General features: G+C 59.8%; 11 protein-coding genes. 3 read left to right on the plus strand and 8 right to left on the minus strand.

What is annotated here, in order from left to right; translation table 11 throughout:
* Positions 1–16 precede the first annotated feature (16 nt).
* Together AC1RO0_RS11105 and AC1RO0_RS11110 are read right to left on the minus strand one after the other, a co-directional pair.
* Positions 17–1,126 (minus strand): thioesterase domain-containing protein, encoded by a 1,110-nt coding sequence (locus AC1RO0_RS11105; RefSeq protein WP_498592939.1) that lies wholly within the window; start codon positions 1,124–1,126, stop codon positions 17–19.
* A gap of 196 nt (positions 1,127–1,322) precedes the next feature.
* On the minus strand, positions 1,323–2,108 hold the full coding sequence (locus AC1RO0_RS11110; RefSeq protein ID WP_498592940.1) for a helix-turn-helix domain-containing protein: 786 nt from the start codon (positions 2,106–2,108) through the stop codon (positions 1,323–1,325).
* A 121-nt stretch (positions 2,109–2,229) separates the two neighbouring features.
* Here AC1RO0_RS11110 and AC1RO0_RS11115 point away from each other — a divergent pair, with 121 nt between their 5' ends.
* The gene (locus AC1RO0_RS11115) at positions 2,230–3,810 is read left to right on the plus strand and encodes an ABC transporter substrate-binding protein (protein ID WP_498592941.1); all 1,581 of its coding nucleotides are present in this window, start codon (positions 2,230–2,232) and stop codon (positions 3,808–3,810) included.
* Between the two features lie 21 nt (positions 3,811–3,831).
* Entirely contained in the window at positions 3,832–5,835 is a 2,004-nt protein-coding gene (locus AC1RO0_RS11120) for a CocE/NonD family hydrolase (RefSeq protein WP_498592942.1), read from the plus strand.
* On the opposite strand, the gene AC1RO0_RS11125 is transcribed toward AC1RO0_RS11120, so the two are convergent.
* The 3 genes from AC1RO0_RS11125 to AC1RO0_RS11135 all read right to left on the minus strand — a co-directional run bounded on the left by AC1RO0_RS11125 (position 5,836) and on the right by AC1RO0_RS11135 (position 7,816).
* Positions 5,836–6,756 (minus strand): alpha/beta hydrolase, encoded by a 921-nt coding sequence (locus AC1RO0_RS11125; RefSeq protein ID WP_498592943.1) that lies wholly within the window; start codon positions 6,754–6,756, stop codon positions 5,836–5,838.
* Positions 6,757–6,850: 94 nt separating this feature from the next.
* Entirely contained in the window at positions 6,851–7,348 is a 498-nt protein-coding gene (locus AC1RO0_RS11130; protein WP_498592944.1) for a DMT family transporter, read from the minus strand.
* A 3-nt stretch (positions 7,349–7,351) separates the two neighbouring features.
* Entirely contained in the window at positions 7,352–7,816 is a 465-nt protein-coding gene (locus tag AC1RO0_RS11135; protein WP_498592945.1) for a DMT family transporter, read from the minus strand.
* Between the two features lie 183 nt (positions 7,817–7,999).
* Here AC1RO0_RS11135 and AC1RO0_RS11140 point away from each other — a divergent pair, with 183 nt between their 5' ends.
* On the plus strand, positions 8,000–8,893 hold the full coding sequence (locus AC1RO0_RS11140) for a LysR family transcriptional regulator (RefSeq protein WP_498592946.1): 894 nt from the start codon (positions 8,000–8,002) through the stop codon (positions 8,891–8,893).
* A 17-nt stretch (positions 8,894–8,910) separates the two neighbouring features.
* Here the strand turns inward: AC1RO0_RS11140 and AC1RO0_RS11145 are convergent, their stop codons facing one another.
* The 3 genes from AC1RO0_RS11145 to AC1RO0_RS11155 are packed head-to-tail and all read right to left on the minus strand — an operon-like array spanning position 8,911 to position 14,912.
* On the minus strand, positions 8,911–10,419 hold the full coding sequence (locus AC1RO0_RS11145) for an efflux transporter outer membrane subunit (RefSeq protein ID WP_498592947.1): 1,509 nt from the start codon (positions 10,417–10,419) through the stop codon (positions 8,911–8,913).
* 56 nt (positions 10,420–10,475) lie between these two features.
* Complete coding sequence (locus AC1RO0_RS11150) at positions 10,476–13,610, minus strand: efflux RND transporter permease subunit (RefSeq protein ID WP_498592948.1); 3,135 nt, start codon at positions 13,608–13,610, stop codon at positions 10,476–10,478.
* A gap of 9 nt (positions 13,611–13,619) precedes the next feature.
* A complete protein-coding gene (locus tag AC1RO0_RS11155) occupies positions 13,620–14,912 on the minus strand; it encodes an efflux RND transporter periplasmic adaptor subunit (RefSeq protein ID WP_498592949.1) in 1,293 nt (430 codons plus the stop codon).
* Positions 14,913–14,954: the final 42 nt, after the last annotated feature.

Genomic DNA, 14,954 nt, shown 5'->3' on the forward strand with positions numbered 1-14,954 from the left:
CATGCCAATAGAAGGCTCAGCGCACAAGGCGTTCGCTGAGTCCACGAGCGAGCGTGCTGGCATTGCGCCCAACAATCATACTTTGGTGATTGCCGGAAACGTCCACCCAGTCCGCATGAACAAGAAGGTGCCCCCATATAGACCTTGGATCGCAATCGACCGGAGATCCTTGAAGACTGCGATAGAAAGTTAGCTCCCCGTCATAACGGCTTGGCTTATAAAGACCTTTCATTCGTAGAAGTTGTCTGGCGGCGGCGTCAAAACGCGGGGGATAATCCCCTATCCATTGAGGCGCCAGCTCCGGATAATAGGCCTTGCGTGGGTCAACGTAGCGGAAAGAGAGTGGCTTCAACATTCTCGCGAGGTATTCTTGTCGCTCGATTACCGGCAAGCTGGGCTTTGCAGGTGCTTGGCCGACCGCCTGATGACCGGTTTTCGTTAGGGTCTTCTTTCTGCTCCGAGCTCTCCGCCAGCGTTGCCACATGAACTTGCCCCAGGTCGTCAGTGGCCACTCCTGCTCACCAAACGGCGTATCGAGCATCCCGAGGAAAGCAATCTTTTGTCCCTGCGCCTTCAAGGCACGCGCAAGCTCCAAGGCAAAAACACCACCGAAGGAATAGCCGAGCAATCGATAGGGCTCTCCGATCCCTGCTGTTTGTAGCGCTCTCAGCGTGCTTTCAACCTCGTCTTGTACGGTCGCCGGATATTGAGGGTCGCGGTTGAAGGCCGTCAACGCGACGCCGAGGATCGGTCCAGGAAAGCGGATTTCCTTAATGAGATGCTGCATTTCCAGAAAACAGCTTGGCCCGCCGGCGAATACCAGCAACGGCGCCGCATCTTCCCCGCCTCGAAGTTCTATGATTTTTGGTGAGGCTGAGAGGTCTTCGTGATTGGCAGTTGCAAGGCCAAGGGCTTCGAGGGTGCGGTGACGATAGAATACATTGACATCCATCTCCTCTCCGGTTTCACCCCACCAGCGCTTGATGAAATTCAAGACCCGGTTGACTGAAACAGCATCGGGAATGTCTGCGTCGCTGTCCAAATTGATCTTCGCTTCTTGGCGAAACAGATCGCAAAGGTGGGCATGCTGGCTGGAATCTACATCCGTTTTCGTAGACAAAAGCATCTAGGCACCCCCAAATGTCAAAGCATGCGCCACCGAGCGATACGATAGACAGCATTCTCATAAAGCGACTCTTAATATATTGCGTAAAGACACAACTTCCTCTTCGATTTTAAGAGGGTTGACCGTCGGGCGGCCGGAAGGCCAAGCCCTAGACATCTAGTCCGGATCGAGGGCCTCGTTTCGATAGTTGGTGTCATCAATACTCTGCCGGCACCGCATATACCTCGGCGGATGGGTCCGCGAGGAACGAGCGTACCGTCGGCGGCAGCTGGCGTGATGATAGCGGGACCGGCCCGCAGCGCGACAGAAGTTCGCGCAGATCGGGCTCTGCACCGACGTGCCGCCAGATCATCCGCGAAGCATAGGGGAGGTTTTCCTTTCGCCAGGAGACACCCATGGTCGTTCCGCGCAAATAGACCCGCTGATGCTCGTCGAATGGCAGGAGGATCGTCTGCGACAACATGGAATTCGGACCGACAACACGCTCCGTAATGAAGATTCGGTTCCTGTAAAACGCCGCCAAGCCCACATATTTTGAAAACTGCTGGATGCCGTTTCCAGGATCCCGAAGCCGCTCCATTGACTTGACGCGCACCAACCCACCCTGCTCGCTAAGGCGGCTGCACGAACACACGACCATGCCTGGCCAGGACGGTGAGCGATGATAGGTCTGGAAATAGCCGATATGGCGTCTCAAGGCATGAAGATTTCCTGGAAACGCCTTGAAAAGCTCGGAACTTTCATTGAGCCCGACGGAAGGGCCGCGAAGCCGTGTGCGAAAAAGCTTGGGGGCGAGAAGAAAATCCGCTGCATCGAGATCAAAATAGGCGGCAATACGAGCCAGGTTATGCGCAGACGGCCTCGTTTCGCCGTTGATGTATCGATTGAATTGCTGCCGATTAATATCAATTGCACGGCATACATGCGAAATGGAACGCTGCGTGGCGCATGCAATCTTCAGGTTCTCGACCAGGTGAGGCATAGGGTAGCTCCGTCTTGATCATCACAGCGTAAACTCGCTTAAAGGTGCGTCAAGTCGCGAAATTGCTTGAGCTAGGCCGACCTCTACGTTCCCTCCTACAAAATTCAAAAAGGGAACTGCAATGACGCGTCAAAAAGATCAATTTTCGGATCTGAAAATCGGCCGCCGCCGCTTTCTCGGCGGGGCCGTCGCCCTCGGCGCTTTGCCGGGCCTCGCCTCGGGCCTGTTGATGACGCGTGACGCGCGCGCTCAGGAAGCGAAACATGGCGGCCATCTGAAGCTCGGCCTCAAGGGTGGCGCCACCAGCGACGCGCTCGATCCGGCGACTTACAGCGCATCCGTGCTGTTCGTCATTGGCCGGCTTTGGGGGGATACGCTTGTCGAATCCGATCCCAAGACCGGCGCGCCCTTGCCGTCACTGGCGTCTTCCTGGACGCCATCAGCGGACGCATCCGTTTGGACTTTCAAGATCCGGAACGACGTGCAGTTTCACGACGGCAGCAAGATGACCGTCGCCGACATCGTCGCGACTCTGAAGCGACATGCGGACAAAAATTCGCAGTCGGGCGCTCTTGGGCTGATGGCCTCGATCACCGGCATTGAGGAAAAGGCGGGTGACCTTGTCCTGACGCTCTCGGAGGGCAATGCGGACCTGCCGCTCCTCCTGACCGACTACCACCTGATCATCCAGCCGAAGGGTGGCGTCGAAAAGCCAGGAGCCGCTGTTGGCACCGGTCCTTACGTCTTGAAAAGCTTTGAACCCGGCGTTCGCGCCACCTTTGAGAAGAACCCAAAGGATTGGCGCTCCGATCGCGGCTTTGTCGACAGCGTGGAAATCCTCGTCATCAACGACAACACCGCCCGCATTGCCGCCCTTGCCTCCGGTCAGGTTCATTTCGTCAACAATGTCGATCCGAAGACGGTCCCGATGCTGAAGCGAGCACCGAATGTCGAAATCGTCCGGAATGCAGGCAAGGGCTTCTATAGCTTTCTGATGCATTGCGACACGGCGCCGTTCGACAACAACGATCTTCGGCTCGCGCTGAAATATGCCATCGACCGACAGTCGATCCTGGACAAGGTACTGGGCGGGTACGGAACGATCGGCAATGACTATCCGGTCAATTCCAACTACGCCCTCGCGCCAACCGACATCGAACAGCGCCCATATGATCCCGACAAGGCCGCCTTCCACTTCAAGAAATCGGGCATCGATCGTCCAATTCAGTTGCTCACATCCGATGCAGCCTTTCCGGGCGCCGTAGATGCGGCGATCCTGTTCCAGGAGAGTGCGCGCAAGGCCGGCATCACACTTGACGTAAAGCGCGAACCGGAAGACGGCTACTGGACCAACGTCTGGAACAAGCAGCCTTTCTGTGCCTCTTTCTGGGGCGGCCGTCCCACACAGGATTCGCGCTATTCCACCTCCTATCTATCGACCGCAGAGTGGAACGACACGCGCTTCAAGCGCCCGGACTTCGACAAGATGGTGCTGCAGGCAAGGTCAGAACTCGATGAGGTAAAACGCAAAGCGCTTTATCGGCAACTGGCTCTGATGGTGCGAGACGACGGAGGCCTGATCCTGCCCGTCTTCAACGACTACATCATGGCCGCCTCGAGGACGGTGAAGGGATATGTCGATGACATCGGCAATGATATGTCCAATGGCTACATCGGCAGCCGTGTATGGTTTGATGCTTAAACGTCTTCGGGATATATGATCATGGCTGACCGCAGCTTTAACACCATCGAAAACCAATGGATCACCCTCAAGGACGGTACGCGCCTGGCGGCGCGCATCTGGATGCCGGACAATGCTGAAAGCAATCCGGTGCCGGCGGTGTTCGAGTTCCTGCCCTATCGCAAGCGCGACGGGACGAGCCCCCGCGATGAATCCACCTATCCGGTGTTTGCAGCCGCCGGGATCGCTGGTGTCAGGGTCGATATTCGCGGCTCGGGCGAATCCGATGGTGTCATCGACGGCGAATATACCGAGCTGGAGCTTGCCAATGCCTGCGAGCTGATCGCCTGGATCGCCGCACAGCCATGGTCGAATGGTTCGGTCGGCATGATGGGTATTTCCTGGGGCGGTTTTAACTGCCTGCAAGTCGCGGCCCTGAAGCCGCCGGCGCTGAAAGCGGTCATATCCATCGCCTCCACCGTAGACCGCTATAATGACGACATTCACTACAAGGATGGCTGCCATCTCTCGGCGCAGCTTTCCTGGGCAGCGACCATGCTCGCCTATCAGTCGCGCGCTCCCGACCCTGAGATCGTCGGCGACCGCTGGAAGGATATGTGGCTGGAACGCCTGGAGAACGAGCCGTTCTTCATGGAAGAATGGCTTCAGCATCAGCGCCGCGACGACTATTGGCGGCATGGCTCGATCTGCGAGAATTTCGCCGAGTTCGACGTTCCAGCCCTGGTCATCGCCGGCTGGGCGGATGGCTATCGCAACACGCCGCTGAAGGCGGTCGAAGGTCTCGGCGATACGGCGAAAGCGCTGATCGGTCCGTGGGTGCACAAATATCCGCATTTTGCCTGGCCGAAACCCCGCACAGACTTCCACGGCGAGGCCATCGCCTGGTGGAACCGCTGGCTGCGCGGCGAGCAGAACGGCGCGGAGAGCATGCCCTCAGTGCGCGCCTATATTCTCGATGCCATCAAACCGGCACCGCGTCGCGATTTCGATCCGGGTTTCTGGGTCGCCAAGCGCGAATGGCAAGAGCCGGAGATGCAATGCTTTTATGTCGAGCAGTTCGGCACGCTGATGGAGGGCATGCCAATCCCGCATGCGCCGGAACATCCCGTCTATCTGCGCTCGCCGCTCGATACCGGCACTGCCTCCGGCGAATGGTTCACGCTGAAGCCGGATGCCGAAATGGCGCTCGATCAGCGAGGTGACGATGCCGGCTCGCTGACGTTCCAGACTGCGCCGCTGACCGTCGATCATGACTATCTCGGGCGTCCGGTCATCACCCTCTCGCTGCGCTGTGATGCGGAGATCGCCAATCTCTGCGCCCGGCTTGTCGACGTGCATCCGGACGGCACCGCGACGCGCGTCTCCTTCGGCGTGCTCAACCTTGCCCATCGCGACGACAATGCCGAACCGAAGCCCCTGCAAAAGGGCGAGCGCACCACGGTGACGCTGACGCTGGATGCCTGCGGCTATCGTTTCCGGAAGGGTCATCGCATCCGCCTGTCGCTGTCGACCGCCTATTGGCCGATGGTCCTGCCGCCACCGGAAGATCCGGGCCTGATCATCGACATCGCCTCGCTTGGCCTCGCTTTGCCGAAGCTCGGCGCGCATGAGGTCATCGATATTAAGCAGCCCGATAATCCCGACCCGCTGCCGAAATACATCGAACACGCGCCAGGATCGACCAAGCGCCAGGTCCTTCGCGACCTCGCCGCCAACAAGACCCATTATGAAATCCGCGAGGATACCGGCCTTTTCGAGCATCCCGGCACCGGTCTTTCGACCCGCCAGTTGCGTGACGAGGTATGGTCGATCACGCCGAACGATCCGTTGTCGATGAGCGGCACCTCAATCTGGACATGTGACATGCAACGGCCGGGATGGTTCGTCCGCACGCTCTCGACATCCAAGATTTCCTGCACGGCGACAGACTGGATCATCAGCGCCTCGGTCACCGCCTTCGAAGGCGAGACGCAGATCTTCGAGAAGCTCTTCGAAGAAAAGCGAATTCCCCGCGATCTGATGTGATCAGTTCGATCCGGCAAACCGGCTGACGGCGTCGCATATGGCGCGAAAGCCGGTGCGCGCGCCATCGCTCATGTGGCGCGCGCGCAGCCAGGCATGCACCATCTGCGGCTCCTCGCGGAACCAGACCTCGACACCCGCCTGTGCCAGCTTTGCCGCGTAGTTACGGCCGTCGTCACGCAACGGGTCGAAATAGGCGGCGGTGATGAATGTTGGCGGCAAGCCGGCAAAAGAGGATTGGGCGAGTGCTCCGGCGACGGGATCGCCAGTCGGCGCCTGCAATACGTTGCGGTAATAGACGACATCCGCCGTCGTCAGCCCCGGCGCATTGGCCATTTCCACGTAGGAGCCAGAAACGAGATCGCCGCCGAGTGCCGGATAGATCAGGACCTGCCCGGCAATGCCGGAAAGCCCCTCGCCCTTTGCCCGAACCACCAGCCCCGCCGCCAGATTGCCGCCGGCGCTGTCGCCGATCAGCACGACGGTCTTTCCCGCGTTGAGCAGGTGCTTGAGGACAGCGAAACAATCATCCGTCTGCGCCGGCCAGCGATGTTCCGGCGCAAGACGATAATCAACGGATATGAGCTCGGCTCCGGCATAATCGGCGATCTCGGCACAGATGGCATGATGGCTCTCCAGCGAACCGACCACGAAGCCGCCGCCGTGAAGATAGAGCAGGCATGTCGGGGTTCTGACCGTCCCTGGCCGATAGCGCCGGACCGGGATCCTGTCCATCACCAGCTCGTCTTCGATATGCATGCCGTCCGGCAGCGGACGGTCGAAGTGGCGACAGAGCGCATCATACCACTCTCGCTGCTGCTCTATGGAAGCTGTCACCGCATCCGGCGGGTAGAAAGAATCGCAAATCTCCATGAATTGCAAGATGCCCGCTTCGATCGGCATCGGGCTCGGGCTGGAACTCATGGAACGTCCTCGGGAAATGGGCTCACTATTCGAGGCACAGTAACGTCAACCGAGCGGCGATCACAATGTCGGATCTGGTGTATCGGTCCGGATATTACGGAATAGCGCGACGCGCCGGATCATGAGGAGGCACCGCATCTTGCGCAGGTTCGCGTACCGAATTCCTCTTCGCGGAAGATGCCGACAGCCAGACGCCGGCAATGATCAAAGCGGCGCCTATAAGGGTGACGACCGTCGCGCTGGAAACCGGCTTACCGAAACTGTCGATAGCGACGCTTGCCAGCATCTGCGCGGCAACGACAAGGCTGGTGGTCTTGCTCGCTCCCAGCCTCGGAATGACATGGCTGTTCAATGCGACGAAGACGACGCCCAGCACGCCTCCAAGCCAAGCATTCACCGGCGCGCCCATCCCCACGGCAAGATCGCTCCTGTAGAACAGGCCGATCAGCAGCGAGAGAAAAATGAAACCGACGGCATGGTTCCAGAGCGACGTCCTGAGCGGCCCAACCTTCTTGCCGAGGTGACCGTTGATCGCGCGGCTCGTGCCGATCAAAATGCCGTTGAGCAGAGCAAGCGAGACAAACAAAAGCATCGCTCAGCTCCGCGCCAGGATGATGACGATGCTTCCGCACAGCACCAGCGCGATAGCGCAGATATCTCGGCGGTCCGGCAAGGCACGCCGCAGACCCAGTATCCCGAAGGCATCCGCCGCGATCCCAAACACCATCTGACCGATCAGCATGAGCGCCAGCGTTCCCGCAAGCCCGAGGACGCTGTTGACCGTGACGGCGGCCAGCAGCACGGTGAAAGCGCCCGGGATGCCGCCAAGATACGACCAGAGCGGCCATCGGCCCTCCAGTGGCGCCTGGGCAGTGGTCGTTCGGGCCGGCAGAAGCGTCACAAGGACAAGGCTTGCCAGGACACCAATGCCATGGGCGGTCCAGGAGGCAAAAAGCGGCGAACTATGCCGTGCCAACAAACTGTTCCAGTCGATCATGACGGCCAGCACGATGCCGGCAGCCAGCGCCAATACAACATTCCACCCGCTCACCCTATGCATGGCACAAGCTCCGCCACCTGCGGAGCGGACGCAAGCGGCACGACACCCGTTGATGCACACTTAAACAGCTCTGTGGAATAAGAAGTTGAATCATAAGGCAGTTATAGCTTTCGAGCGTATGAGCGAAAGGCACTGGCTTTCCGGTCTATACGGACTATTCTGTCCGCAACGGAGTTTTGACCCATGGAAAATTTCAGTGGACTGAAGGTCTTCGTCCGGGTGGCCGAAACACGCAGCTTCGTCGACACCGGTCGGCAACTCGGCCTTTCCGCCTCGGCCATCGGCAAATCCGTCGCGCGACTTGAAGAACGCCTTGGCGTGCGCCTCTTTCACCGAAGCACCCATAGCGTCAGCCTAACACCGGAAGGATCGATTTTCCTCGAACGATGCCGCCGCATCCTTGCGGAAATGGAGCTTGCCACGCAGGAGATGCGGCAGGCTCGGATGGTCGTGCGCGGCACGATGCGGGTCAGCCTGCCGACATGGGCCGTGACATTCATGCCAGTCTTTGCCCGCTTCATGCAGATCTATCCGCAGGCGCGGCTGGAACTCGACCTGACCGACCGATTGGTCGATGTCATCGATGAAGGCTACGACCTTGTGATCCGCACCGGGGACATGCGCGATTCCCGGCTGATGAGCCGCACGGTCGGGCGCTTCCGACACACGATCGTGGCCTGCCCCGCCTATCTCGCCGCCCACGGCATTCCGCAACGCCCCGAGGACCTGCTGCGACACCTCTGCCTGCACCGCCGGCACCCGGAAACCGGCAGGATCGACACATGGCCCCTTGCCGAGAATGGCGCGGATATAGAACTCGATCTCCCGGTGACAGCGGTCGTCAATACGGTCGAGGCCAGGATAGAATTGGCGGAGCAAGGCGTCGGTATTGCCTGCGTTCCATCGATGTCCGTCTCGACGCAAATTCAGGATGGCCGGCTCGTGCCATTATTGCAGGACTGCGTTAGGGAAGCGGGCATTCTCCGCCTCCTATGGCCAGCCAGCAGCAGCCCGTCCCACAACATCAGAACCCTGGTCGATTTCATCGCCCAGTCGACAATCACGCAAAAATCTTGAAGGCAAGATCGCCTTCCCTAAGAGGGTGATCTTAGCCGAATTGGGCTGCCCGCATCGACCACGGCTGGCTTAGAGCTGTCGATCACGCCGTCCCATCCGCCGCCGAGCGCCTTGTGGAGAGAAATGTAATCCGTCGCGATCGCCGCCTTGCTCTGGATGAGAGAGCTTTCCGCGCTGTAGAGCGAGCGTTCGGCATCCAGAACATTGAGGAAGTCCGTGGCGCCGGCCTTGTTCAGCTGGCGCGAAAGGTCCGCGGCCGTGCGATAGGAGGAGGCCGAGGAAACGAGTTTGGCGTTCTTGATCTTTTCCTGCGTCAGCGAGACGATGGCATTTTCGACATCCTGCATGGCGGTCAGAACAGCTGCCTGGTAGGCGATGTAATATTGGTCGCGCTCGGCCTTGGCGACATCGACGGCTGCCTTCAGCTGGCCGCCCTGGAAGATCGGCACGGTAAGCGTCGGCCCGAAGGCCCAGCCGATGGTCGACTTGCGGCCGAGATCGGCGAGATCGGTTGCCGACGACGTTATGCTGCCGGTGAGAGAGATCGATGGGTAGCGGTTCGCCTCGGCCACGCCGATCTTCGCGGTGTATTGCGCAAGCTGGCGCTCGGCGAGCCGAACGTCCGGTCTCGATGTCAGTATGTTGGCGGGAATGCCGGTTGAAACCTTGAGCGGGGGCTGTGGGATCGCAGCTGTCGCCTTCAGGCGATCGTCGAGTGCCGCCGGCGGTTTTCCGAGCAGCACCGCGAGCTTATGCACCGACTGCGCATAGGATATTTGATAGGTTGGAATATCGGCTTCCGTGCTGCTCGCTTCGCCATTGGCATTGGCCGCGTCCACGCCGGTCACGGTTCCCGCCGCGAATTCCTCCTGAGTGAGAGCGGCCGTCTTTCGCTGGGACACCGCCGTTCTCTTGGCCAGATCCCGCAGCGCCTGATATTCGCGTGCCTGCACGTAATATGTGGTGACGTCGCCCACCAGCGTAACCAGCGTGTCGCGCAGATCCTCCTCAGCGGCATCGACGCCATAGCGCGCGGCTTCCGCGGAGCGCTTGTTGCCGCCAAAGAGATCGAGCTCCCAGCTCGCATCAAATCCTGGCTGGAACTCATTGTAAACGCTGGCAGCTGTGCCGTCGGAAGCAGCCACCCGGTTACGCGTCGCAGAGGCAGTTCCCTCTGCGGTCGGAAGCAGTGCGCCTTTCTGTTCCCGATAGGTTGCGCGCGCCTCGCGTATCTTCGCCTTGGCTGTCGCGACGTCGAGGTTCGTCTGCACGGCCTCCTCGATCAGCGCGTTCAAGGTCGGATCGCGAAACTGCTTCCACCATTCCGTGAGATTGGGCGAGGACGCATTCTTCGACGAAGCCTGCCCGCTCCAATGGCTTGGCAAGGCGACATTCGGCTTTTCATAGTCCGGCCCGACAACGCAGCTCGTGAGGATCGTCGTGCAGCAGAGTATCGCTGCCAATGGAATAAACTTCGATGTCCGGCGCACCGGGCGCGCATGCTGCGTCGAATGAAGGACTGACATGAAATCCCTTTTCTGTGAAAATGATGACTGAAAGAGGCGGAAAGCCGAGGTGTCCCTCAGCTTTCCGGATCGAGTTTCGCGTCCGCCGTCGCCAGCACCTTGCCCTTGAAGATGCGTCGGACGGAGACGAAGAGCAGCGGGATGAAGAAGACGCCGAGGACGGTCGCCGAGATCATGCCGCCCATGACGCCGATGCCGATCGAGTTCTGACTGCCCGAGCCGGCACCATTGGCGATCGCCAGCGGCATGACGCCGAGAATGAAGGCAAGCGACGTCATCAGGATCGGGCGCAGGCGCTGCCTCGATGCCTCCAGTGTCGCGTCGATCAGGTTCTTGCCGTTGTTCTGCTGCTCGATGGCGAATTCGACGATCAGAATGGCGTTCTTGGCCGCCAATCCTATCGTCGTCAGCAGGCCGACCTTGAAATAGACGTCGTTCGACTGGCCGAAGAGGGTGGCGGCCAGCAGCGCGCCGAAGATGCCGATCGGCACTGACAGCATGACGGCAAGCGGGATCGACCAGCTTTCGTAGAGAGCGGCGAGCGCCAGGAAGACGACCAGGATGGAGATGGCATAGAGCTGGCTTGCCTGATTGCCGGAGAGCTTTTCCTGGGCCGACAGGCTGGTCCATTCATGGCTGAAGCCGGGCGGCAGGGTCGCCATGATCTGGTCGATCTCGTTCATGGCATCGCCGGAGGAGACGCCGGGAGCGGCAGCACCCTGGATTTCGACGGCCGACGAACCGTTATAGCGTTCCAGGCGCGGTGAACCATAGGTCCATTCGCCGCTGGAGAAGGCCGAGAACGGCACCATGTCGCCGCCGGAGTTGCGCACGTACCAGCGATCCAGATCCTCCGGTTGCATGCGGGAGCCTTCATTCCCCTGCACATAGACCTTCTTGACGCGTCCGCGATCGATGAATTCGTTGACGTAGGTGCCGCCCCAGGCAGTCGACAGCGTCGTATCAATGTCGGAGAGCGTTATGTTGAGCGCACTTGCCTTTTCAGCATCGATATTGACCGAGTATTGCGGCGTATCTTCCTGACCGTTCGGACGCGTGCCACTGAGCTTGGTGCTCTTTGCGGCGGCACCCAGCAACTGGTTGCGGGCGGCGATCAGGCTGGCATGGCCGGCGCCGTTGATGTCCTTGATGAAGAAATCGAAACCGCTATTGTTGCCGAAGCCTGGGATCGCCGGCGGCGAAAGCGCAAAGACGCTGCCGTCCTTGATCTTCGAGAAGGCGCCCATGGCACGGCCGGCAATCGCCTGCGCCTTCGATTGCGGCGTGGTACGCAGCGCGAAATCCTTCAACTTGATGAAGGCGAGACCAACATTCTGGCCCTGACCGCCAAAGCCGAAGCCCGCAACCCCCATAACGCCGTCGACATAGTCCTTCTCGTTGTTGAGATAGTAGTCGGTAACCTGCCTCAACACCTTCTCGGTGCGATCGTCGGCAGCTCCGGCGGGAAGCTGGACGCTGGTAATCAGGATGCCTTGGTCCTCATCCGGCAGGAACGAACTCGGCAGGCGGTTGAACAGATAGCCGACCGCAGCCGTAATCAGCACGAAGACAAGGATGAAGAGCGGCGTCCGCTTGATGATGCCGCCGACACTACGCTGATAGCCGCGCGTGCCACGTTCGAAATTGCGGTTGAACCAGCCGAAGGCGCCGCGTTGCTTCGATCCATGCTCGGGTTTTTTCAGGATCGTTGCGCAGAGTGCGGGTGTCAGGATGAGGGCAACGATGACGGAGAGCACCATAGCCGAGACGATCGTCACCGAGAACTGCCGGTAGATGACGCCGACGGAGCCGGAGAAAAAGGCCATCGGAATGAACACGGCCGATAGCACGGTCGCGATACCGATCAGCGCGCCGGTAATCTCGTTCATGGATTTCAGCGTCGCCTCGCGCGGCGATAGTCCCTCCTCCTCCATCACGCGCTCGACGTTTTCGACGACGACGATGGCGTCGTCCACCAACAAGCCGATTGCCAGCACCATGCCGAACATCGTCAATGTGTTGATGGAGTATCCGAAGGCAGAGAGAATGCCGAAGGTTCCAAGCAGGACAACCGGCACCGCAAGTGTCGGGATGAGCGTTGCCCGCAAGCTCTGCAGGAAGACGAACATGACGATGAAGACGAGTACGATGGCCTCGAATAGTGTCTTGACCACATCCTCGATCGACAGCTTTACGAAGGGTGTCGTGTCATAGGGATAGACCACCTCGACATTCGGCGGCAGCGTCTCCTTCAGATTGTTGATGGTCGATTGCACCGCCTCGGCCGTGTCGATGGCATTGGCGCCGGAGGCAAGCATGATGGCGAGACCGGCCGAGGGGTGACCATTATAGATGCTCGAGCTCGTATAACTCTCCGCACCGAGCTCGACGGTCGCGACATCGTTGAGGCGCACCAGCGAGCCGTCCGACAGGCTCTTGAGAATAATATTGTTGAACTGTTCCGGCGTCTGAAGACGGCTCTTTGCCGTCACCGTCGCGTTGAGCTGCTGGCCCTTGCGCTGCGGCAGCGCACCTAGCTGGCCGGCCGAAACCTGCGAGTTCTGCGCCTCGATCGCGGTGGTGACGTCGCCCACCATCAGCTGGTATTTGGCCAGCTTGTCCGGATCGACCCAGATACGCATGGCATAGCCGGAACCAAAGAGCTGTGTGTCCCCGACACCGGAAACACGTTTCAGCGTATCGTTCAGCGTGCTGTTGATGTAGTCGGCGATATCATTGGAATTGAGCTTGCCGTCGGACGAGACGAAGCCGATGACCATCAGGAAGTTCGAGGTCGATTTCGAGACCGTGATGCCGGTGGTCTGGACGGTCGTCGGCAATTGCGCGGTGACGAGCTGCAGCTTGTTCTGCACCTGCATTTGCGCGACGTCGGCGTCGGCTTTGTTGGTAAAGGTCAGCGAGATCGAGGCTTGGCCCGTCGAGGTCGACGTCGATGTCATGTAGTCGAGATTGTCGATGCCGGTCATGCCCTGCTCGATGACCTTGGTCACCGAATTCTCGACGGTTGCGGCGTCAGCACCGGAATAGGTTGCAGTGATACGCACCGTCGTCGGGGCAATCTGCGGATATTGCGAGATTGACAGCGTCAGGATCGACAGCGCGCCCGCAAGCATGATGACGATGGCGATGACCCAGGCAAAGATCGGCCGGTCGATGAAAAAACGAGACATCAAACCACCTCACTTCACAATTGCAACGTTGGCGGCTTCTTTGAGCTGGCCGGACGCGCTGGAGGATGCCTGCGAAAGTTCCCCCGTCGCATCATTGACCGTGACATCGTCGACCTTCACCTCCTGGCCGTCGCGCACCCTTTGCAGCCCCTCGACAACGACCCGGTCGCCATCCTGAAGGCCTTGGTTAACCAGCCAGCTATTGCCGATGCTGCGCTGGACGGCGAGAACGCGCTGCTGGACCTTGCCAGCGGTATCAACGAAGAAGGCGGTGGGCTCGCCCTTTGTGTTGCGAGAGACGGCACGCTGCGGCACGAGATAGCTGTTCGGCGCAACACCCTCCGCAATCGTTGCCCGCACGTACATGCCGGGCAGCAGCAGGCGGTCCGGATTGGGGAAGACCGCGCGAGCGGTGACGGTCCCAACGGTTTCGGACACGGATGCCTCGAGGAATGCGAAGGTCCCGGGCTCGGAATATTGCGATCCGTCCTCAAGCTTGAGATTGACCGAGACGTTGTCGCCGCTGGTCTTCAACCGGCCTTCGGCGACCGCGCGGCGGAAAGCCAGGAGGTTCGTGCTCGATTGGGTCACATCGACATTGATCGGATCAAGCTGGTTGATGGTAGCGAGCGCCGTCGTCTGCTCGGCGGTGACCAGCGCTCCCACGGTGACCGATGAGGCGTCGATGCGCCCGGAAATCGGCGCGCGGATCTTGGTGTAGTCGAGATTGATGCGCGCCGTTTCCAGGGCTGCCTTGGCGGAAGCGACATCGGCCTTTGCCTGCGCCAGGGTGGATAGCGCATCGTCAAGATCCTGCCTGCTGACCGCGTCTTGCGCCGTCAGACCCTTGTAACGATCCACCTTCGACTGGGCGCTCGGCACGGCACCCTCCGCCTTCTGCAAGGAGGCAACGGCACTGTCGTAGGAAGCCTGGTAGGAACTCGGATCGATTTCATAGAGCACGTCGCCGGCGGCAACTTCGCTGCCTTCCTTGAAATTGCGTGCCCTTATGATCCCGCCGACCTGCGGCCGAACCTCCGCGATCAAGGAGGCCACCGTGCGACCGGGGACTTCCGCCGTGATGGCCACCGATTGCGGATGCAGCGTCATGGCGCTGACCTCCACCTTGACCGCGCCCATCGGATTCTGTGTGCTCGATTGCTCGGAGCATGACTGCAACGTGATGCCCATCGACAGCAGCGCTGGAAGCATCAGTGCCGACATCGAGATTCTATTGTGAACGGCTGGCGCGCAGGCGGGCCGGAGTTGCGGCAAGTGGCTAAGGCGAAATTTGATACTCATAAGGGATCTGTCCAATCGCGAATTCAACAATGCAAAGGGCCG

Source organism: Rhizobium sp. GW821-FHT14E12, assembly GCF_058803745.1.

Coding starts and splice junctions, on each gene's coding strand:
- AC1RO0_RS11105 (WP_498592939.1), bottom strand. CDS start 1,126: ATGCTTTTGTCTACGAAAACGGATGTAGATTCCAGCCAGCATGCCCAC.
- AC1RO0_RS11110 (WP_498592940.1), bottom strand. CDS start 2,108: ATGCCTCACCTGGTCGAGAACCTGAAGATTGCATGCGCCACGCAGCGT.
- AC1RO0_RS11115 (WP_498592941.1), top strand. CDS start 2,230: ATGACGCGTCAAAAAGATCAATTTTCGGATCTGAAAATCGGCCGCCGC.
- AC1RO0_RS11120 (WP_498592942.1), top strand. CDS start 3,832: ATGGCTGACCGCAGCTTTAACACCATCGAAAACCAATGGATCACCCTC.
- AC1RO0_RS11125 (WP_498592943.1), bottom strand. CDS start 6,756: ATGAGTTCCAGCCCGAGCCCGATGCCGATCGAAGCGGGCATCTTGCAA.
- AC1RO0_RS11130 (WP_498592944.1), bottom strand. CDS start 7,348: ATGCTTTTGTTTGTCTCGCTTGCTCTGCTCAACGGCATTTTGATCGGC.
- AC1RO0_RS11135 (WP_498592945.1), bottom strand. CDS start 7,816: ATGCATAGGGTGAGCGGGTGGAATGTTGTATTGGCGCTGGCTGCCGGC.
- AC1RO0_RS11140 (WP_498592946.1), top strand. CDS start 8,000: ATGGAAAATTTCAGTGGACTGAAGGTCTTCGTCCGGGTGGCCGAAACA.
- AC1RO0_RS11145 (WP_498592947.1), bottom strand. CDS start 10,419: ATGTCAGTCCTTCATTCGACGCAGCATGCGCGCCCGGTGCGCCGGACA.
- AC1RO0_RS11150 (WP_498592948.1), bottom strand. CDS start 13,610: ATGTCTCGTTTTTTCATCGACCGGCCGATCTTTGCCTGGGTCATCGCC.
- AC1RO0_RS11155 (WP_498592949.1), bottom strand. CDS start 14,912: ATGAGTATCAAATTTCGCCTTAGCCACTTGCCGCAACTCCGGCCCGCC.